The sequence below is a fragment of the Acaryochloris marina MBIC11017 genome (genome assembly GCF_000018105.1).
Taxonomy (GTDB): Bacteria; Cyanobacteriota; Cyanobacteriia; order Thermosynechococcales; family Thermosynechococcaceae; genus Acaryochloris; species Acaryochloris marina.
Window position 1 is genome coordinate 4,832,920 of record NC_009925.1, and the last position, 19,357, is coordinate 4,852,276.

Annotated in this window: 19 protein-coding genes; 9 read left to right on the forward strand and 10 right to left on the reverse strand. The window is 47.1% G+C overall.

Features of this window, described 5'->3' with window-relative positions; translation table 11 throughout:
• Positions 1 to 11: 11 nt before the first annotated feature.
• Together AM1_RS21750 and AM1_RS21755 are read right to left on the reverse strand one after the other, a co-directional pair.
• Entirely contained in the window at positions 12 to 1,568 is a 1,557-nt protein-coding gene (locus tag AM1_RS21750; protein WP_012165048.1) for an ATP-binding protein, read from the reverse strand.
• Positions 1,522 to 2,085: a heme NO-binding domain-containing protein gene (locus AM1_RS21755; RefSeq protein WP_012165049.1), complete on the reverse strand. Its 564-nt coding sequence runs from the start codon at positions 2,083 to 2,085 to the stop codon at positions 1,522 to 1,524. The genes AM1_RS21750 and AM1_RS21755 overlap by 47 nt, the downstream gene beginning before the upstream one ends.
• 965 nt (positions 2,086 to 3,050) lie before the next feature.
• On the opposite strand from AM1_RS21755, the gene AM1_RS21760 reads away from it, so the two are divergent.
• From AM1_RS21760 to AM1_RS21770, 3 genes are all read left to right on the forward strand, one after another.
• The gene (locus AM1_RS21760) at positions 3,051 to 3,818 is read left to right on the forward strand and encodes a class I SAM-dependent methyltransferase (RefSeq protein ID WP_012165052.1); all 768 of its coding nucleotides are present in this window, start codon (positions 3,051 to 3,053) and stop codon (positions 3,816 to 3,818) included.
• A complete protein-coding gene (locus AM1_RS21765; protein ID WP_012165053.1) occupies positions 3,815 to 4,525 on the forward strand; it encodes a TenA family transcriptional regulator in 711 nt (236 codons plus the stop codon). Before AM1_RS21760 ends, AM1_RS21765 begins: the two co-directional genes overlap by 4 nt.
• A 160-nt stretch (positions 4,526 to 4,685) precedes the next feature.
• A complete protein-coding gene (locus AM1_RS21770; protein WP_238549037.1) occupies positions 4,686 to 5,741 on the forward strand; it encodes a TauD/TfdA family dioxygenase in 1,056 nt (351 codons plus the stop codon).
• Positions 5,742 to 5,791: 50 nt separating this feature from the next.
• Here the strand turns inward: AM1_RS21770 and AM1_RS21775 are convergent, their stop codons facing one another.
• A complete protein-coding gene (locus AM1_RS21775) occupies positions 5,792 to 7,483 on the reverse strand; it encodes an ATP-dependent nuclease (protein ID WP_012165055.1) in 1,692 nt (563 codons plus the stop codon).
• Positions 7,484 to 7,700: 217 nt separating this feature from the next.
• On the opposite strand from AM1_RS21775, the gene hemB reads away from it, so the two are divergent.
• Positions 7,701 to 8,681: a porphobilinogen synthase gene (gene hemB / locus AM1_RS21780; RefSeq protein WP_012165056.1), complete on the forward strand. Its 981-nt coding sequence runs from the start codon at positions 7,701 to 7,703 to the stop codon at positions 8,679 to 8,681.
• A 76-nt stretch (positions 8,682 to 8,757) separates the two neighbouring features.
• Here the strand turns inward: hemB and AM1_RS21785 are convergent, their stop codons facing one another.
• Together AM1_RS21785 and trpB are read right to left on the reverse strand one after the other, a co-directional pair.
• Positions 8,758 to 9,498, reverse strand: coding sequence for a sulfite exporter TauE/SafE family protein (locus AM1_RS21785; RefSeq protein WP_012165057.1), 741 nt, complete (start codon positions 9,496 to 9,498; stop codon positions 8,758 to 8,760).
• 90 nt (positions 9,499 to 9,588) lie between these two features.
• On the reverse strand, positions 9,589 to 10,845 hold the full coding sequence (gene trpB, locus AM1_RS21790; RefSeq protein WP_012165058.1) for a tryptophan synthase subunit beta: 1,257 nt from the start codon (positions 10,843 to 10,845) through the stop codon (positions 9,589 to 9,591).
• Between the two features lie 330 nt (positions 10,846 to 11,175).
• Between trpB and AM1_RS21795 the strand changes: the two genes are divergently transcribed.
• The 4 genes from AM1_RS21795 to AM1_RS21810 all read left to right on the forward strand — a co-directional run bounded on the left by AM1_RS21795 (position 11,176) and on the right by AM1_RS21810 (position 13,972).
• Positions 11,176 to 11,730: a 2OG-Fe(II) oxygenase gene (locus tag AM1_RS21795; RefSeq protein ID WP_012165059.1), complete on the forward strand. Its 555-nt coding sequence runs from the start codon at positions 11,176 to 11,178 to the stop codon at positions 11,728 to 11,730.
• A 185-nt stretch (positions 11,731 to 11,915) separates the two neighbouring features.
• Positions 11,916 to 12,173: a ribbon-helix-helix domain-containing protein gene (locus AM1_RS21800; protein ID WP_012165060.1), complete on the forward strand. Its 258-nt coding sequence runs from the start codon at positions 11,916 to 11,918 to the stop codon at positions 12,171 to 12,173.
• Positions 12,170 to 12,592, forward strand: a complete 423-nt coding sequence (locus AM1_RS21805; RefSeq protein WP_012165061.1) for a type II toxin-antitoxin system VapC family toxin — start codon at positions 12,170 to 12,172, stop codon at positions 12,590 to 12,592. Before AM1_RS21800 ends, AM1_RS21805 begins: the two co-directional genes overlap by 4 nt.
• A 708-nt stretch (positions 12,593 to 13,300) precedes the next feature.
• Positions 13,301 to 13,972: a DUF3318 domain-containing protein gene (locus AM1_RS21810; RefSeq protein ID WP_012165063.1), complete on the forward strand. Its 672-nt coding sequence runs from the start codon at positions 13,301 to 13,303 to the stop codon at positions 13,970 to 13,972.
• Here the strand turns inward: AM1_RS21810 and AM1_RS21815 are convergent.
• The 5 genes from AM1_RS21815 to AM1_RS21830 form a co-directional block, all read right to left on the reverse strand.
• The gene (locus AM1_RS21815) at positions 13,960 to 16,002 is read right to left on the reverse strand and encodes a ribonuclease R family protein (protein ID WP_012165064.1); all 2,043 of its coding nucleotides are present in this window, start codon (positions 16,000 to 16,002) and stop codon (positions 13,960 to 13,962) included. The genes AM1_RS21810 and AM1_RS21815 overlap by 13 nt on opposite strands.
• Positions 16,003 to 16,087: 85 nt before the next feature.
• Entirely contained in the window at positions 16,088 to 16,303 is a 216-nt protein-coding gene (rpsR, locus tag AM1_RS21820; protein WP_010480754.1) for a 30S ribosomal protein S18, read from the reverse strand.
• Between the two features lie 32 nt (positions 16,304 to 16,335).
• Positions 16,336 to 16,524, reverse strand: a complete 189-nt coding sequence (rpmG, locus tag AM1_RS38775; RefSeq protein ID WP_010480755.1) for a 50S ribosomal protein L33 — start codon at positions 16,522 to 16,524, stop codon at positions 16,336 to 16,338.
• 101 nt (positions 16,525 to 16,625) lie between these two features.
• Positions 16,626 to 17,987 carry a four-carbon acid sugar kinase family protein gene (locus tag AM1_RS21825; RefSeq protein ID WP_041660108.1) on the reverse strand — a complete coding sequence of 454 codons (1,362 nt, stop codon included), beginning with the start codon at positions 17,985 to 17,987 and terminating at the stop codon, positions 16,626 to 16,628.
• Positions 17,987 to 18,535, reverse strand: coding sequence for a pyridoxamine 5'-phosphate oxidase family protein (locus AM1_RS21830; protein WP_012165065.1), 549 nt, complete (start codon positions 18,533 to 18,535; stop codon positions 17,987 to 17,989). The genes AM1_RS21825 and AM1_RS21830 overlap by 1 nt, the downstream gene beginning before the upstream one ends.
• Positions 18,536 to 18,792: 257 nt before the next feature.
• Between AM1_RS21830 and AM1_RS21835 the strand changes: the two genes are divergently transcribed.
• Positions 18,793 to 19,287 carry a hypothetical protein gene (locus tag AM1_RS21835; protein ID WP_012165066.1) on the forward strand — a complete coding sequence of 165 codons (495 nt, stop codon included), beginning with the start codon at positions 18,793 to 18,795 and terminating at the stop codon, positions 19,285 to 19,287.
• Positions 19,288 to 19,357 lie beyond the last annotated feature (70 nt).

The window sequence follows — 19,357 nt, forward strand, 5'->3', positions numbered from 1 at the left end:
TGTCTCCTGCCCTAAGTCAGGGGGATAGACACGGTAAATTGGGTTTTCCCAGGTTCAGATACCACGGAAATATCGCCCTCATGTTTCTTCACGATCTTATGGACAATATCGAGGCCCAAACCGCTGCCTTCTCCAGGGGGCTTGGTGGTGAAGAACGGTTGGAATATTTTGGGCATCACTTCTGCGGGGATTCCCTGACCGCTGTCGGCAATTTTGACCTGGACCTGATTCTCATGGTGCTGGACATCCAGGGTTAAGGTGCCTTGATAATCCATGGCCTGCAGGGCGTTATGAATCAGATTGGTCCAGACCTGGCTCAGCTCATCGTGGAAACAGGACACCGATGGAATGGGATCATAATTGCGAATGACCTCGACCCCATTTTTAAGCTGACTCTGGTAAAGGGTTAAAACCGTTTCAATATCGTAGATAAGGTTGGTGGGGGACTTTTGGCCGGTATGGTCAAAGTGAGAATAGCTCTTCAGGGCAAAGACGACTTTGGCTGCTTTGTCCGTGGCAGTTTTGATGGTCTTAGTGCTGTTTAACAAGGTTGAAAACTGATAGGCCATATCCAAGGTCTGGCGTCCTTCTGCAGACTGCAGTCGGGGGACGATGGCCTCGATCTCTTCTAGATAATTCAGCTCCGCTAAGGTATCCGCCACGTCATCCGCCTGATCAATCCCTTCCGCTTCTAGCATGCGGATATTTCCCCGCTTCAGCTTGCGCTTTTCGCGACTGCTCAAGATCACCAGATCCTGGTTGGCGGAATCCAACAATTCTGAAAATAATTGTTGGCAATCTCCCGTTAGAGCCTGGAAAAAGGTGGGGAGTGCCCCTAAATTGCGTTCTAAAAAGTCAGAAATATTTTCTACTGAGGATCGGATTGCCCCCAGGGGAGTATTGATTTCATGGGCGATCCCGGCAATCAACTGACCTAAAGAGGCCATCTTCTCCGATTGAATCAGTTGCTCCTGGGTGGTCTCTAATTGCTTAAGAGTTGCCTGCAAATTGTGGTTCTTCTCCTGGACCATCTGCAAGGTTTGCTCTAATTCCACTTGCTTGGCTGCTAACTCTTCTGCCATGTGGGTAGTGTCAGACAGGGCGGTGGACCGAGCCTGGAGCAGATAGAGAAAATCTGAAGTCGGTTCATGGGTAGCAAAATCCTTCAGTTTGACCCCATAGCCTTTGAGATCGGAGAGGTCTGTGACCCAGAGAGAGCCGATGAAAAATATCACATCTTCGGACTCAATGGGCATCAACTGGCCCTTCAACTGGAATCCCCGGTGAATCGATTCGATTAAAAACAGTTTTTTCGACTTTTTCAGCAGGGCATCAAACTCCAACGCTACTTTTGGACGCTGGATCTGAAAAAAATCATCTACCTGTCCGCCCATCAGCCCCTCAGGAGCAATGCGTTGCAGCACCTTGCCCGCTTGCAAAATCTCTAAGTTGCGATTGAAGACAAAATGGAAGGGAAAAACCTTGGCAAAACACTCGGGGGGTAAACTGCGCTCGATCCCATTAGTGGAAAGGACACTTGACTCTGTACTTAACTGAGAACTGATCATGGTCGGCGCCCTCCTCGCGGCTGTGGGTCTGGTTGATATCTACCTCTGTTTCAAATCGTTCCCCCAGCCCTTCTACCAATCCCATGACCATGGGGGCTAGTCCATCTCGCTCCGAGTGATAATGCAGGGTTAATTCTTCCTCATCCGCTTCATCGCAGTCAAAGGATGGGGGCTTCAACTTGGGAAACATCACCCCGACTCGGGCATGAAGATCATCCAGATTCTCCAGGAACTCAGGTAAATCTTCCCCATTCATTTCCATTAGCTCTCCATACCCTTCTTGGGCGGTGAACTGAACCCAATACTTACCGAAGGCATGCATAACGTCTGCAGGAGAGAGCTCCAATACTTCGCTAGCGGCTCCCACCAACCGGTAGGTCAACTCATCGGGGTAGCCTTCCATGCTGATAAAGGCTTCCGTTTTGATCTCAGCTTTTTGTTTGATCGCCTCCCAGGTTGCATCATTAAAATGGCTGCGCACCATCTTTTCGATGGCTTTATTGACTAGGCCATACATGAGAGCCTCCCTAACGATCTAAATTTCAACAGTTCTAGGGTTCCCAATCCACAAAACATGTTCCACAGGGGGTTTGTTTTTGGATTTTTATCTTTGAAAGGACTAATAATGCCCTGATCCTGGCTAAAAAATAATCAAAAGTTGGGGTAATTTTTTAGGAATATTTGCTGAAGATAATAATTTCTAGGCCAGCAGAGCGCCTCTATCTCGAAAACTAGATTTATTTGAAGCAGAAAGAATATATGTCTAGGGCTATGAGTATTCAGAAATCAATAATTAGCCTTTCTTTATTTATTATTAATAATGAATTAATGATAGAATTATAGTATTCATTTTTTAACAAAAACTAAATGATTTATTCTGAAAATAATCAAATTTAAGAACTTAAAGCATGCGTGTAATCACTCAAAAAAACCTTATCTATAGGTGTTTTCGTGCATTAAAGTTACGTGTTTACACTGATGCGACACCTAGATAGACCTAATATTCTCTGATTTATCGTTAAAGACTAATTCAGTTTTATCGATAAATTGACCCAGTCAAAATCACCTGAAAATTCTCCCAAAAAGATATTAATGAGTCGCTGATGATATTTTTTCGTCACAAGTAATTGGAGATAATTCCCCATATGCATTAATATCTATCTCTTTGGCGAAAGAGTATTTAAAAGTGATATTTCTACATATAGTGTAACTATGTAGAAAATATTTTCCATGTCAAAAATAGTGAAATATCTTTTTTTGAAATAATTCAGTCGAATAGTTAACAACGTCAGGCGGTTATTGGTTAATGGCTAATGCTAAACAGGATCAAAAAAGTGGGGATAATTCCCTATTTACTCATGTCTTCTTATCTCTATCTGAAGTAAAAGCAGATTGCAGATTTATGCCAAATTTTCGCTAAAAAGAAGTGTTCTCTAACCTTTCGTTTATGTTGTTAATCCATTTAGAACCCAAGAGGAATTCATGATTACGGCCAATAAACAAGTCACCCAAGCTCTGTACAACGATACAGCGGCTCGATGGGTTCGAGGTGGACCCAGCTCGCTGTCTGACTTCACAGCACGTCCCGCCATTTTGGAGATGTGTGCACCAGTTACAGAGCAAAAGATTCTGGATCTCGGATGTGGTGAAGGGTACTGTAGCCGTCAACTCCGACAGCTCGGTGCAGCATCCGTTTTAGGCGTCGACCTCTCCCAGAGGATGATTGAAGCCGCCCAGGCCCAAGAAGTACAAGAGTCTTTGGGGATTACCTATCAGGTGGGATGTGCCACGGACGTTCGGCATTACACCCAAGACAAGTTTGATTTAGTGGTGGCTGTTTTCTTGTTTAACTACCTAACGGTTGCCCAAACTCAGGCTTGCATGGCAGAAATTTTTCAGGTGCTGGAACCTGGCGGGCGGTTTATCTTTAGCATCCCCCACCCTGCTTTTCCCTATATGCGCCAAGCTGAGTTTCCCTTTTATTTCGAAGTGGATGGCAATAACTACTTCAGTGGACGGGACCAACAATGTCCAGGGCGCATTTGGAAGCGCGATGGTTCCTGGTTAGACGTCCAGCTGATTCACAAAACGATTCAAGATTTCTTTGAAGCGCTGCAAATGGCTGGTTTTACAAGCATGCCGACTGTGCGTGAATTACGAGTCTTACCTGAACATGTCGAACTTGATCCAGATTTTTTCGGACCGTTAGTTGATTACCCCTTACATATGGCGATTGAGGTGCACAAATGAAAACGATTACTGCCTACTCTATGGATTCCTATCGCAGATTGACCATGCGGCACCCCTTGTGGAAGCACCCTTTCCTAGAGCAATGCCGGTCTGGAGAGCTGACTTTGGCCGAAGTGCGTGTTTTAGCGGTACAGATGTACAAGTTTTCCCAATCCTTTAATCGCATCCTGGCGGGCATTATGTCTTGTTGCCCCGATGAGAATGCCCAAATGGTGATTATGGAAAATCTCTTGGATGAAATGGGGCAGGGCGATTTGACTCATGCTCATCCAGAATTATTTCGGCGGTTTACCCGGTCTTTAGGGATTGATGATGGGACATTACAAATGACTCCCCCGGAGCCGGAAACCCAGGCCATGATTGATACGTACCTTGCTCTGCCCCATAAGTATGGTTATTTAGCAGCAGTGGGAGCCGTTTGCTTTGCATCAGAAGGAATTGTGAATTCCCTATATACCCAAATTCGCCAAGGCATTGTCGGGGTATCTCCTTTCTCATCGGAAGCGTTGAGCTTTTTCGAAGTGCATATAGATCTCGATGATGACCATGCTGCTCATTTAGAAGCGCTGATCGAACCCCGATTAAAAACGGTGGAAGACTCCCTCTATTTGAATCGAGCGATCAAGAAAGCGATGGATTCGCGACTGAAATTCTTTAATGGTATTCAGCGTGCTTCTGAAGCTGTGTCTTATGCTTGGGCGGCCTAATGATGCTCTTGCCCTGAGCAAGGGTGTATGTTTTGCAGAGCCTCATCCCATGAGGCTCCAAATACCTAGCAAATGCTAGATACGACGAAGATAAGCGTTGCCATCGGCCTCAATTCTGTACCTGCCCCCTACGTTGCCTGTCGATTCGATCGTTATTGTTATGTCACTCCTTACTCGTATGGGTCATATCGAAGACTTATCTTCGGTGATGATCAAGGCTAAGTCACAGCCAAGCTGGACTAGTGCAGGTTTAGAAACCAATTCTCACTGGAGAATTACGCTCCCAGAGTCTATATTGTCCTCAACTTTAGTGTTGCATCACTGGTTGGAGGCGAGGGGATATACCTGGCAGTCGCCTGAAGCAAGGGGGATGAGAATTCAGAATCTTGATCTTCTGGCGAATGTGATGCGTTATCATCTCACCCAAACCACGGGCGTTGTCTTATTGTCTGGGTTTGATGTCGCTGAATACGGTGAGTCTGCAAGTCGACTGCTCCTGCTGCAGCTGGGCTATGTATTAGGGTCTGTGTTAGATAAACGTGGACTGTTGTATGACGTCTGCGATCGCGGCCAGGATCACCGGCAAGCCAATGTTCTCTTTTCCAGTACCTGTACGTCGCCTGGGTACCACACAGACAGCACGGATGCAGACCTGATGCCCGGTATTGTATCTTTGCTTTGTTTGCGAACGGCTCGCGAGGGAGGTGTCAACCGCCTAGCCAATACCCTGACTGCCTATCAGCGACTGCTTCGATCTCAACCCGAGGTGTTACGACGGCTTTGCGAGCCATTTATTCGCGACAAAATCATTGTCGGTGAGGTTGGCACCCGCTCCCACCTCGATCGATTACGAAATGCGTTCCCAGTGTTTGAGTGGGGCCGCTGGTATCCAGGGCTGACCTGTCGGTATATGCGCTATTGGATAGAGGCGGGCCACGATAAGGCGGGATTACCTCTATCGGAGGAGGATCTATTTGTATTGGATCAATTTGAGGCGACCCTCAATCAAGAGGACATTACCTATCAACTTCAGCTCCAACCGGGTGACATGATTTTTCTGAATAATCACCTGATTGCTCACGACCGCACGGAGTATCTAGATTGGGAAGAGCCAGAAAAGAAGCGACATCTAGTTCGCATGTGGGTTGGGAATGATGCGCTTCAGCGTCATGCTTCCAAACCAGATGATATGAAGCTGAACCATCTCTACGGCTAAATATTGGGTGTAAGTTAAGTGGGGTTGAGAAGATTTTTACAGCCCTACTGTTAATCATTCCATTGGGCAATCAACGTGTAAGCTTTTCGCAATTCCTCGGCGAGTGGCTCGGCAAAATCGCTAATCTTCTTATCGTTAGACCAGGAGGATGTGATTCGCTGGGCGCGCGGCTTCTTGCGTAAGGATGATGGTGCAGCAGATAGACTCTCTGCATCGAGGTAGTTTTCGATAGTACTTATCTGTTCATCCTTCTCTGGATACCACAAACCAATGTTCTGTCCCTTTGCCTCCGCCTTCTCGAACTCTGTCTTGATAAAGGTCTTTGCAGCCTGAAACTTCGATTTATCCTTCAATTTTCCGTCTGACCCGCGAACTGCATCACTGTCAATCACTACTAGAGCATTTCTAGAGAAGCGGAACATCGCGACAAGTTTCTCCAACGCTGCTGTATCTGAAAGGCTGTCTTCTGAAAGAGAAATGCTATCTAGTAGGGAACCCCCATACATTTGAAAATCAAAGTGAATGCCAGGCACGAGCAGTGGGAGGTTCTTTTCAATTGCATACATCTTGAGCCATTTGCGGATGTAGATGCAATCAGAAGGTCCTTCTACCCAAATGACCCCATTAGTTTGAAGGAGATCCGAGCCTTTAGCTCCTAATCCATCGAGGAGAGAACTGGGCATCCCAGTAGCTTCCCGAACTGTAGTGAAACAGGCAATGTACTGTTCAAGAGGCTTAACAGGTCCATTTTCTGAAAATCGGTAACGAGTCACCTCTGTCTCATTAGATGAGAACTCAAAAATAGCAGCCGTTTCTTCAAGCTCAATCGCTAAATTAATTAGTACTGGTGAGTGAGACGCTACAAATATTTGGCTGAGCCAAGAAATGTGCTGCTGCGTAGGAGGGACTATCCTGAATTTGTCACCTTCACTGGGCCATTTGGTATCCAAGATTGACTGGACTTGGCAAAATGCTTCTTCTTCTTTTGTTGTCCTGTCTTGCTTTCCTCTGACCATAAGCCAAAATATAAAAGTAAAAAGGCGTCTTATCACACGAGGTTCAAGGTGAAGCTCTGGCTCATCGAATAAAAGGACTGGCTTTCCATTCCTACGAAGAATAGAGGTTATTAGCTTCGCGCACTCGCGGACACCCGATGGCAGAGCTGATGGCTCGATCTCGTCAGGACCACTAGGATGCATCCGTCCTTGGGTAAATCGGCCGTTCTTATAGAAGGTGAAGTGTGCCCCGAAAATAAAAAAGAGCCCAAAATTTAAGAGTGGTAAAGCCGATTCAGCGCGATGAGTAATATCCGTGAGATCCTTCATAAATTGAAGGTCGTTTGGGATGTTAACAAGATGGGTTTTTAACGAAAACCCCTGCACATCTCCGTGGATGTAGCGCCACACTGGATTTTTCACGTCATACTCAAACAAGATCTCTTTGTCTAAGGTAGGACCGTCCAGTTCATCTACTTGGGAATACCCGATTCTGAGTATGCCAGAGATATTGGTATCTTGGGACCCAAGGTTATCTGCCAAATTGAAGGGAATCTCTGGTTGGTATAGATCTATACTTTTAGCAATTTTACGATAGTTGAACTGCAGTCCGTCGATGATACGAAGCAGATTCGTCTTGCCAGTCCCATTTGGGCCGATGAGAATATTGAACTGCTTAAGTGGGCCGACTACCTGCCTGGGACCGAACGTAAACAGTCTTCCCAACTCGATTTGCTTGATTTTCATGGAACACCTTTTGACGAGTAAGGCCCCGTTCTAGTGCTGCTTGGGTTTTAAAGTAGTGTGGTCGAACATTAGCACTCTCAAAGAATAAAACATCAAGCTTGGTTGAAGACCGTGAAGATAATGAACATCTCTTCATTGGGCGTTAGGAACTGTAATAAGATTTGGATTAAGGCGTCACAAGTCCCCGCCTATCGTTCATTGCAGAGTCTTACTGGTTATGTTTCCCACCCATCGCCCGCGCCGTCTTCGCAGCCATCCCCAATTGCGCCGCATGGTGCAAGAAACCGTTGTCACCACCAACGATCTGATTTATCCGCTATTTGCCGTGCCGGGTGAAAGCGTGGCTCAAGAAGTCTCATCCATGCCAGGGGTCTACCAGCTTTCCATCGATAAGGTCGTAGAAGAAGCCAAAGAAGTCTACGACCTGGGCATCCCCGCCGTGATTTTGTTCGGGATTCCCACTGAAAAAGATACGGATGCCACTGGGGCTTGGCATGATCATGGTATTGTCCAGAAAGCCTCTACTGCCGTCAAAGAAGCAGTGCCGGATCTAATCGTGATTGTGGATACTTGCCTGTGTGAATACACTCAGCATGGCCATTGTGGCTATTTAGAAACGGGGGATTTAACGGGCCGGGTTCTCAACGATCCGACCTTGGAGTTGCTGAAGAAAACCGCCGTCTCTCAAGCAAAAGCTGGGGCTGATATTATTGCGCCTTCTGGGATGATGGATGGATTTGTACAGGCGATACGGGCAGGACTGGATGAAGGAGGATTTGAAGACATTCCGATTATGTCCTACGCCGCTAAGTATTCCTCTGCCTACTATGGGCCGTTCCGCGATGCGGCTGAATCTGCGCCTCAATTTGGAGATCGCAGAACGTATCAAATGGACCCCGCCAATTCCCGCGAGGCCATCAAAGAAATTGAATTGGATATCGCCGAAGGGGCCGACATGCTGATGGTCAAGCCTGCTTTGGCATATATGGATATCATCTGGCAGGTGAAGCAAGCTTCTAACTTACCCGTTGCAGCTTATAACGTGTCTGGTGAATATTCCATGGTCAAAGCTGCGGCCCTCAACGGTTGGGTGGATGAAGAAAAAGTCGTGATGGAAACCCTAATGAGCTTTAAGCGTTCAGGAGCCGATATGATTCTCACCTATCATGCCAAGGATGCTGCCCGCTGGTTGGGATAGAATCAGACTTCGTTGAACTTAGAAAGCTGGCCTTTTCTTGTATAAAGGCCAGCTTTCTGCTTTTAGCAAGGGGCTGCTACCAAGCCATCAACACCTGGCGTTGTTCCCACAGCATCATGATGCCGCTGACTGCAATAAAGATAAACGTGACTTGTTTAAAAAGGTCGTTACTCATTTTGCTGAGCACCCATTGACCTAACCAATTGGCAGGAAATGCCGCCGCCCCAATCACCACGCCATAAATGACATATTCTCTGTTCAGGTTACCTAAGGATGCATAAGCGCACAGCTTAATCACATGGGCCAAAATAATATTGGCCGCTTTCGTCGCCACCATTGCTTCCTTTAGCAGTCCGTAATTAATATAGGCCGGGTTCATAATCGGTCCCGTACTGCCAATTAGGCCTGAAGCAAAGGAATTCCCAAATCCTAAAGGCAAAAATTGCCAGGTCTTGAGGGTAAAGGTACTTTCCTGATTGCCAAACCAATAGTTCGCCACCATCAACAATAAAGAGATGCCGATGACGAACTGCAGCCATTCTAAATTGATGTAGTTCAGGGTAAAGGCCCCCAGAATTGAGCCAACAATCACCCCCGGTAGCTGCCATAGGGTGACTTCCCACTCAATATCTTCCCAAAAATAAAAGAGTCGCTGGATATTTCCTAACAGCATCCCCGTTGTAATCACGGGAGCAACTGCCTGGGCACCGTACATAAAACTGACCAGTGGAATCAGCATTAAGGGGCTGCCGCCACCCGCCACCATGCTGATAAACCAGGACAGGAAACTCACCACTCCCAAAACGACAAAGGGCATGGAGTTGAAGCCTTAAATGAACCGCAACCTGATTTTAACCCTTTATTAACTTTTGTTGTTGCAATATCGGTGCTTCTCTTGCAGGTCAGTCTACTGGGGAGATTGCTGCTCTAAAAACTTAGCTACGGTTTGGACATCTTTATCGCCCCGACCCGAACAGGAAATAACAATCCGGGGACTGCCTTCTAGCTGGGGACAGAGGGTTTCCAGATATGCGATCGCATGACTCGTTTCCAGGGCCGGAATAATCCCTTCCAGTTCCGTTAGTCGCTGAAAGGCCGCAACAGCCTCTGTATCCGTGACGCTGTAATATTCACAGCGGCCACTATCCTTAAGAAAACTATGCTCAGGGCCCACGCCAGGATAATCCAGTCCCGCACTAATAGAATGGGCCTCTAACACCTGACCATCTTCATCTTGTAGCAGATAACTCATGGCCCCGTGCAGCACCCCAGCTTCCCCTTGGGTGAGCGTGGCTGCATGTTTATCAGTATTAACGCCAGCGCCAGCGGCCTCCACACCAATCATGCGGATTTGAGTATCAGGCACAAACTCATGAAATAAACCCATCGCATTTGACCCACCCCCCACGCAGGCGAGCAAGATATCGGGGGTACCATTCCATTGCTCTTGGCATTGCTGGCGAGTCTCTTGGCCAATCACGGCATGGAAATCTCGCACCATCATTGGATAGGGGTGGGGACCAGCCACAGAACCCAAAATATAGTGGGTGGTTTCTACGTTAGTCACCCAGTCGCGAATGGCTTCCGAGGTGGCATCCTTAAGGGTTCCTGTTCCCGCTTCCACCGGATGAACTTCTGCCCCTAATAGCCGCATCCGAAATACATTGAGGGCCTGACGTTCCATATCCTGGACCCCCATATAAATCACACAGTCAAAGCCAAAGCGGGCACAGACAGTTGCTGTTGCCACCCCATGCTGTCCAGCGCCCGTTTCAGCAATAATTCGCTGTTTGCCCATCCGCTTAGCGAGCAAGGCTTGAGCGAGGGCATTGTTGATTTTATGGGCTCCTGTATGGTTAAGGTCTTCTCGCTTTAAATAGATCTGGGGACCACTGCCATCGGGACGGGCATAGTGGGTGGTTAGCCGCTCGGCAAAATACAGGGGGCTAGGCCGACCTACATAGTCTTTGAGCAGTTGGCTGAGTTCTGCCTGAAACTCTGGATCGTTTCGGTACTGGGCGAGGGCAGATTCCAGTTCTGCCAGGGCAGGCATCAGAGTTTCGGGGACATATTTCCCACCGTAGGGACCAAAGCGACCCAAGGCATCAGGATATTGTTGTGCGCCAGAGGATTGGTCAGCAGAGGATAGGGGAGTAACAGCCACGATGAATACCCAAACAGATGATCAGACACTCATTATAGAAAAAGATGGTGTGTCGCTGGATGATTCTTCATGCGTAGTCGACCTATCGACTTGGAAGTTTAGCAAAGGGACCTATTATTCTTGGCTGCATCGCGAACTGTGTGGTTGGAAATTATGTATGGTGAGCTGGGTATCAAGGTCCTAGGCCCTTTATCCTAATGGCAAGCTGGCAATATGTTCCGGCATCAAGCCTTGGATTCTGTGATGCAGGCAGGCTGATAGATTTACGCTCTCAAGCAATTGTTTGAGCCCTTATGACTGGTATATTCGTTCGCTTTGTAATTAATACTGATGCCCATTGTTAATAAAGCAGCTCCATTAATTATTGAGATTCCCAATATTTTGACATTCAAAGAATGTGATGAATTAATGGGGAAGATCAATCAGCTTAACCCTAGTCTGGCAACGGTTCGTAATGATGGAGAGGCCGAGATTAATACCAATGTACGCAATAATGAGCGAGTTGTTTTCAGCGATTTCTCCCTTGCAGAGAAATTATTTTTAAAGGCACAAGAGTACGTCCCGCCAACAATGCAGGGAAGAATCTTGTTGAGCGCTAATGAACGCTTTAGATGCTATCGATATAAAGTTGGCATGAAATTTAGCCCTCATTATGATGGCTCACTTGAACGGAATGGAAATGAAAAGAGTTATTACTCATTTCTGGTCTACTTAAACGATGATTTTGAAGGTGGACAAACAAATTTCCTAACCGAGTCAATATGCTCAATTACGCCTCGAAAGGGTTTTGGTCTTTTGTTTCAGCATCTCATCCTTCATGAGGGGGTTGAGGTATCTAGAGGTGTGAAATATGTAGCAAGAACAGACTTAATGTATCAGAGGTAAACAGCATGGGGAACGTGGGAAAAGCTCAAGACATCGCAGTGCTATCTGGGTAAAACTAGGGGCATCACTATCTCTTCTAGACGGTTGAGGACAAGTCATAGAACCTGACTACGCTTTAGAGTTACCCAGCCCTCTGATCTAAGAAGAATGCTAGATTTGTCATACAACCTTATGACATCTATGCCATGCGTATTAACGCCCGACTTGATGACGAATATGCCTTCAAACTGAATTACCTTCAGCGGCAGACCGAAAAAAGTGTCACAGAAATTATCAAATTGGCGCTAGATGCTTATTACCAAGAATATGCCCAGCAGCATCCTATCGATCTCCTAACTGAAAGTGGATTTATTGGGTGTGGAGAGGCCGAAAGTAATCTATCGACCCATTACAAATTGGACTACGCCGATAGCCTAGAAGAGAAATATGGCCTAACTCAGTGATTATCGTCGATACAGGATTTTGGCTAGCTTTAGCCAACCGTCAGGATAGCTACCACTCCCAAGCCATTCAAGCGTTAACCCCAATTCAAGAACCCCTGATTACGACTTGGCCTGTCGTCACAGAAACTTGCCATTTTCTGCTGAAGCGTTTGGGGACCTCTGCTCAAGAACAGTTTATTCTCAACCTATCCCAAGAAGCATTTATCATCTTTGAGCTGACCCTTGCTCATAGCGCCCGAATACACGAACTTACTAGTCAATATCGAGATCTACCCATGGACCTGGCTGATGCCTCTCTCGTGATTCTTGCAGAGCATCTTGGACATGGCCGAATTTTGTCCGTTGATGAGCGTGACTTCAACACCTATCGCTGGAAAAACACACATCCTTTTGAGAATCTAATGTTCAGGACGATCTGAAATATCAGCCCTACACAGTCTCGAACCAGCCGAATTGTACGAACTGCAGAATATTGAGCGGCCAGTGCTTAACACAATAAGGTGTATCCTCGGGCCATCGTGCATAGACTTGAGCAAGCCGTTGACTACTCAAGAATTCAATGCCAGCCATAGAGCGCACAAACCTAAGCATAATGCTCTTTCCCCACTTGACCGGATTGCATAGCACTTGGATCGACCACTTCACCAATCAAGAAACAAGGGCGTTCATACTGGATAAGTCGGATCGTGGGACATAGCGTATAGCCTATCGTTGCCTTGTGCAGAAGAGCCTCAATGTAATGATGGGCTGTTGGGATTAACTCGACCTCTGACAATATTTATTTCAGGATGTGCTGATGCTGGCTTCAGTCCCTTAAGCTGCCAAAGATAGCTCGTGTTTATAGATGATTAGCAATCAAGTTACATTGCCGAGAGGAGCGACGACGATTGTGATAGTGCTCAGACAGAAGTCTCGTGTGTGAAGACTAATGATGACTTAGTTTTTAATCTTCTCAAGTTTGAGTAGAGAAAGGACTATTCTCCCATTTCCAAATCTTATAACCCAAGAGTTCAGAACATTCGGTATGATTCTGAGAACAGAGTAGAGCGGCTGAACCGAAATAAGCCAGCTATACTCCTAATATATAGATCTTTACGATTGTCGTTTATCATTCCACTTTTGAATTCATGGTCTACGGAACATCCTCTGCTCGGGCTGAAATGAGTGAACTGCGGCGTCTGCGGACGCTCCTGCCACCTGAGCTGCAAAGCTGGGTCACCGTAGAAGCGACAACAGCCACCAACTCCTCCCTGATTACCTGTGAAGAATTGGGGCAAGATGAAGTCGAAATTCAGATTGATCTTCTCAAGTGGGAGCAGTTTGCCAAAGACCAACGCAACCTCCTGTTTTGGCACCAAGTCGCTCGGATTCAGAACGATACTATTCCCCGAGATGGCTGGGAAATGGCTGCTTTGGCTATTGGTTTAGGGGGTGCGGTCGGTGAGCTATGGGTCCAAGATGGACTCTTGCTGATGTTGGCCTTGGCCCTATGTGGTGTATCTGGTTGGCGGCTGTATCAACGCAATAACTCCCAGAAGAGTGTTGATGATCTAACGGCTGCGGATCAAAAAGCGATCGCACTCGCGACTCGCTTTGGCTATACTCTCCCCAATGCCTATAAAAGCTTAGGGAGTGCCTTAAAAATCTTGATTGACCAATCCCCTAGTCGTCGTAACCGCAAACGCTATGAAACCCGGCTCCAGTCCTTGAAAGATAGTGCTGCAGAAGCAAAAGCGAGAAGTCAATCTATGCGTGCAGAGCAGCGGAATCGGATGCCCGATATGAACTATCCTTCCTGAGCATCATCAGGCGAAGCAGTAAAACATTCTTGCAGCTGAATCCGATCTAATCGGGGATTTACAGAGGCCACTTTGACATCCAGTCGGTCCCCCAAAACAACCGGGTGGTCCAGGCGCATCACCAGTTCCAGTCCTAAATCTTCTAGCAAAATTAGGGCTAAATTTTCATGTTCGCGCAACCACCGCAGCACCATTGCCGGCCAGACCGTCTGACCATGTTGTCGTAAATACTCCAAACTCCAGTAGCGATTGGTTTGCCGTTCCAAAAGGGTGGCCTCATAGGCGGCGGTAGTCACGCTGGGTATGAGGGTTGTTAAGTCCGTTTTACTAAAGGGCAATTCTTCGTCTCGAAGATGAGCCTTAATTTGAAAATGAGCAACTAAATCTGCATAGCGACGGATGGGGGACGTGACTTGGCAGTAACAATCCAGGCCCAAGCTGGCGTGACGAGCGGGACTAATGCTGACCTCACTGCGAGGCATACAGCTACGAATCGCGCAATAGCGAACAAATCCTGGTGCAAGCTGTAATAGCTCTTCTTCCGGCGGCAGTTCAGGCTGAGGCTGGTGGCGAAAGGGCAATGGTAAATCATTATCTTGACCATAACGGGCGGCCACTTCCCCCGTTAAGATCATCATTTCAGCGACTAGGTTACGGGCAGAAGAATCGTACAGAACCTGAATGTCGACCTTCTCTCCCTCCACTTTGATGGAGGATTCCGGCATCTGAATGCTGATAGCGCCTTGGGATTTACGCCAGGCTTGGCGTTGTTTGGCCCATTGGGCCAAAGCTAATAGTTCAGACTCTGCCTCTACTCCAAGCTCCAGCATTTCATCCACATCAGCATAGGTGAGGCGATAGGTAGGCTGGACCTGGCTACAGCGAATCTCATAGGATTCAATCGCCCCTTCTGCGGTGAGGATGACGCCAAAGCTGAGGGCACAACAGATTTGTCCCTGAACCAAACTCATGGGTCCCGTCGATAGTTCCGTTGGGAACATGGGAATCATGCCCGTGGGTAAGTAAACCGTTGTCCCTCGGCGTTGAGCTTCTTGGTCTAATTCATCGCCTAGAGTGATCCAGCGACTGGGGTCAGCAATATGGACCCAGACCCGCTGTTTACCGTCTGGGAGAAATTCTAAGCTAAGACCATCATCGATCTCGGACGTGCTTTCATCATCAATGGTATAGACTTTCAAACTGGTCAAGTCGTGACGTTCAGCATGTAAGTCTGGTGGCGGCATTTTCAGCAATTGATCAACGGCAGCGAGAACAGACGACGAAAATTGAACTGGAGTTTTGCTGCGATACAGATGTAAATTTTGGTGAGGATCCCAGACCTTCACATCGACTAACAACTGAAAAGCCGCATCTGGCGAGGTGCCTCGCTTCAAGGTCGACAATACTTCAGTGGCAGTTGAACGAGTGGTGGCCTCATCTCCTAAAGCAGCAAACTTTTCCAATGCTTGGAGATAGGTGCGATCGCATCCTTGCCACTCTACGGTATCACCCGCGATTGCTTGCTCTAGTTTTTGATAAAAAGCTTGTTGTTCTTGCTGACGTTTGGCTTGCTGCTCAAGCTGATGCTGGAGTTCTGCAACTTGGCTAGCAGAACGGGGCTCAAAGCAATCCCCTTTCTGCTTAAAGTAAATGCGGTCATCGCTTAATAGGCAGTGAGAGGCGTAGCAAAGAGGCGGGCTTTGGTCCGAAAACAATAGCTGGGCCAAATCGGCAGGCGCAACGGACTGGGAGTCTTCCAGTAGGATTTCCCAAGCGACTTCTAGGCTGCTTGGATCAATATAGGACTCAGCCTCTGACTGAAATTCAGCAATCTCAGAGGGCGTATAGGTTTTCCCCGAAACCACAAAGGTGAATTGTCGAGGATGAAGCGTGTGGGTTTGTCCCGTTTGATCAACAACAACCCAGTTCTTCTTTCCTTCAGGTCGATCTAATACGCCCAATTGAAAGGGACGCTGCCCTTCGGCACAATCGCCCCGTCTTTTGAATTCAATTAATGTTCCTTTCTCCACTCAATTGGCTCATCCAATTTCAGTAGTTATGGCAAGTACGAACTAGCCCACAGCAGGGGTAGTTCTATCAGTCGATACCTACCCTCTAACCTTCGCGGTTGATGAAAGGAAGGAGTGCCAGGACTCGAGCCTGCTTGATGGCCCGGGTCAAATCACGCTGCTGACGAGCGGTGAGGCCAGTAATCCGTCTAGGCAAGATCTTGCCGCGCTCAGTGATAAAACGACGGAGGAGATCAACATCCTTGTAATCAATCGGATCACCTGGCTTGATCGGAGAAACACGGCGGCGATAGTAAGGCATAAGGTCTTGATAAACGTCTAATAGGTGGACAACTACTTAATTTCTTTATGGTTTGTATGCTTATTGCAATGAGTGCAGAACTTCTTCAGTTCCAGCCGAGACGTAGTATTACGTCTATTTTTCGTGGTTGTGTACCGGGATACCCCTGGCGATCGCTTATTGGAGTTGGACCGACATTCGGTACATTCCAATGTGACGATGATCCGAACACCTTTTGCCATGTGTTTTTACCGCATCAAAATTTCTAATTGGACACAAACGATAATTATCTCATGATTAGTCGAAAATCAGCTACTTTTTTTAACGATGAACTAAGGTCAAGTTACGATTTACCTCTTTCATCGGCTTGGGCAGACCGCCAAGACAAACATTCATAGACCTTGACCAGATCTTCAGCTTGTCCGACATTCCCTGGGAACAAGACGACTGGTAGCTGAGAAAACCTATGGCCTGGTGCCGTTTGCACAATACAACATCCCGGTAGGATTTGGCCCAATAGTCGCACAGATGTCAGGGTGAGCCCTCGTGCCAAGATGGTATTCGAGGTCATTCCCCCCTTACTGACTAAGTACCCCAGACGAGTAGGTAGCTGTTGGACAATATTTGCCAACAGATCAGACACCAAACTGTTAAAGTACAGCCGCTCCGACAAGTCCGTAAAACTGAGAGGTGGTCGACTCGTATAAATGACCGGGGTATTGTGTCGGTGAAATATTGCATCCGCTTGTGCCAGAACTTGGCCTCTGATTTGGCTACTCTCAACTTCCCTATTTTGGAGAGGTGTTAGATCAATTTCGATGCCCTCAACTTGAGGCAAAGCCAGTAAATTCTTAAGCTGAACCGTCGTTTTCTGAACATAGGAGCCGACGATAAACACACCTGGGTGCGCGCTTTGCACTGTTTCCCCCATTGCTGCTGCCGGAATGGGTTGTGGGGGCAAATCTCCAAAGGCGGTCAGCAAACTCGCCGCACTTCGAAATAAGAAGCGTTTTCCCTGAGTAGAAGCCGACAAGGTGAGTTTTGCAAAACGATCCAGATCGGCTTGTTCAACTGCATCAACCACTACATATTGATTGTCTTGTAAGCTGAGTAACCACTGCAAATCCTGGGAAGTGGATGAAGAGAAATGTAGAACTTGTGAGGCAGGAATTCGCCCTTCTGTTTTCTCAGCTATGTAGTCTGGGAGAAAACTATGCCGATAACCAAAAACGGGATCCTGGGCAAATTCAGTCTCATGCACAGGGACAAGCTGATTTTGAGTTTGGATGTAGTGAATACCGTTTTGGGTAATTCTGCCGCCTTCTAGGAACGCCGGAACCAGAAACTGAGCATCAAAAGGTCCCAGCTCTTCCGTGATCACATCTGTTTCTAAAGGATAATGGCCCCGTAAGGTGGAATCTGAGCGACTGACAATCAAATAGGGTTGAAGGCAGGCTTTGGTCTTGATTGACTGAGCTTTTGCCATTGCCATCTTCAAGTTGCGGCATACCTCCCGTGTCACTTGAGCTGCTTCTGCAGCTGATCTGCCACGGGTATTGGTCAGAACAAATAAAAGCGGCGATGGGTCTAATAATCCCTGGCAAAGGGTTTCCACATCCCATTGCAACAACAATAAGCAACTATGAACGGTTTGCGATCCGGTTGGATCATCATCTAACACCACAATTTTGGGTGAGTCAGCCATCAGCCCTCTGCCATCAATCCGGTTGGATAGCCATCAATGCTGACTTGATTTTTCTGGGCTTGATAGTCTCGCAGACCCTCCTCCCCTTTTTGGGTTGCCCATTGGATCAGCTGATCTCGATCGCCTTGGTAGTCGTAGAGAGGAACACCAAACCCACAGGATATTTGTACAGATTCAATATGCAGCGCGACAATCTGTCGTGCTCCCGGCAGGGCATCGAAGGGTTTGAACCAGTCGGGCCAGGTGCGATCCCAGGGGCGAATCACCTCTCCTTGCCCGTACAATCGCAGAATTAATGGATCCCCTGCAAAGCTACAGAACATAATGGTTAACCGTCCGTTCTCAGCCACATGGGCACTCGTTTCATTGCCACTGCCTGTCAAGTCTAGATAAGCAACTTCATTTTTACCCAGACATCTGAAGGTATTCATGCCCTTAGGAGACAAATTGACACGGCCCTGACGTGGAGCCGATGCCGTAAAAAATATTTGTTGCTTTTGAATGAAGGCTTGTAACGCTGGGGTTAGCTCAGAATAAAACTTAGCCATGACACAGTTGAGGGCAACCTCGAAGATTCCTGAACAAAAATAGCAATATCAAATATAAAAAAAATCTAAAAATCAAGCGATATAGGTAAAGTTAAACGGCAATACGCTCTATTTGAGGCAGGGCATAGCTTAGATAGCTCAGAATCAGCTATTTCCTGGGTACCAATCTGATTAACTGTCCCAAATGGACTTGTGCAAATTTCCTATGTTCTCGATAATATTAGCTGGAAAGTATAAATGCTTAGAGAAACAATATTATGCTCCGACTCAAATCCGCCTTAATCATAGGACTTTTAAGTGCCCTTTCTCTGACTGCTTGTAGCGAAGCAGGTGATGCGGTTAAGGATACGGCTGACAAGGCCAAAGAAACCGCTGCTGAAACCACCGAGAAGGTAACCGATACCGCAACTGAAACCGCAGAAAAAGCTAAAGATACTGTTTCAGATACCGTTAACAAAGGTGCAGACCTCGTTGCCCTCAAAGATAACGTTTCCACCATGAAGGATGGCGTTACCTCAACCCTGGATGCTGCAAAATCTGGAGATTTTGACACTGCAAAAACAGAATTTGCCAAAGTACAGGATGCTTGGCCTGCGCTCAAGGACAGCATCAAGCCTGACTCTGCCCAATCCATTCAAGATGGTATTGAGACCGTCAAAGCAAGCCTAGGTGAAGGTGAGCCCAACAAGGACAAAGTTGTTGGCGAATTGACCAACCTGCTGAAGTCTGTCACAGGCATCAAGCTAGGCTAGCGTCTCATTAAACTTGTAATCAATGTTAAGGGCTAGAAATTGTAACTATTTTCTAGCCTTTCTTATCTCT

Bases quoted from the DNA above. Each gene is read 5' to 3' on its own strand.
- AM1_RS21825 (WP_041660108.1), bottom strand. From the start codon at position 17,987: ATGGCTGACTCACCCAAAATTGTGGTGTTAGATGATGATCCAACCGGA.
- AM1_RS21785 (WP_012165057.1), bottom strand. From the start codon at position 9,498: ATGCCCTTTGTCGTTTTGGGAGTGGTGAGTTTCCTGTCCTGGTTTATC.
- rpmG (WP_010480755.1), bottom strand. From the start codon at position 16,524: ATGGCAAAAGGTGTTCGGATCATCGTCACATTGGAATGTACCGAATGT.
- hemB (WP_012165056.1), top strand. From the start codon at position 7,701: ATGTTTCCCACCCATCGCCCGCGCCGTCTTCGCAGCCATCCCCAATTG.
- AM1_RS21765 (WP_012165053.1), top strand. From the start codon at position 3,815: ATGAAAACGATTACTGCCTACTCTATGGATTCCTATCGCAGATTGACC.
- AM1_RS21775 (WP_012165055.1), bottom strand. From the start codon at position 7,483: ATGAAAATCAAGCAAATCGAGTTGGGAAGACTGTTTACGTTCGGTCCC.
- AM1_RS21810 (WP_012165063.1), top strand. From the start codon at position 13,301: ATGGTCTACGGAACATCCTCTGCTCGGGCTGAAATGAGTGAACTGCGG.
- rpsR (WP_010480754.1), bottom strand. From the start codon at position 16,303: ATGCCTTACTATCGCCGCCGTGTTTCTCCGATCAAGCCAGGTGATCCG.
- AM1_RS21770 (WP_238549037.1), top strand. From the start codon at position 4,686: ATGTCACTCCTTACTCGTATGGGTCATATCGAAGACTTATCTTCGGTG.
- AM1_RS21750 (WP_012165048.1), bottom strand. From the start codon at position 1,568: ATGATCAGTTCTCAGTTAAGTACAGAGTCAAGTGTCCTTTCCACTAAT.
- AM1_RS21795 (WP_012165059.1), top strand. From the start codon at position 11,176: ATGCCCATTGTTAATAAAGCAGCTCCATTAATTATTGAGATTCCCAAT.
- AM1_RS21760 (WP_012165052.1), top strand. From the start codon at position 3,051: ATGATTACGGCCAATAAACAAGTCACCCAAGCTCTGTACAACGATACA.
- AM1_RS21835 (WP_012165066.1), top strand. From the start codon at position 18,793: ATGCTCCGACTCAAATCCGCCTTAATCATAGGACTTTTAAGTGCCCTT.
- AM1_RS21800 (WP_012165060.1), top strand. From the start codon at position 11,916: ATGCGTATTAACGCCCGACTTGATGACGAATATGCCTTCAAACTGAAT.
- AM1_RS21830 (WP_012165065.1), bottom strand. From the start codon at position 18,535: ATGGCTAAGTTTTATTCTGAGCTAACCCCAGCGTTACAAGCCTTCATT.
- AM1_RS21755 (WP_012165049.1), bottom strand. From the start codon at position 2,085: ATGTATGGCCTAGTCAATAAAGCCATCGAAAAGATGGTGCGCAGCCAT.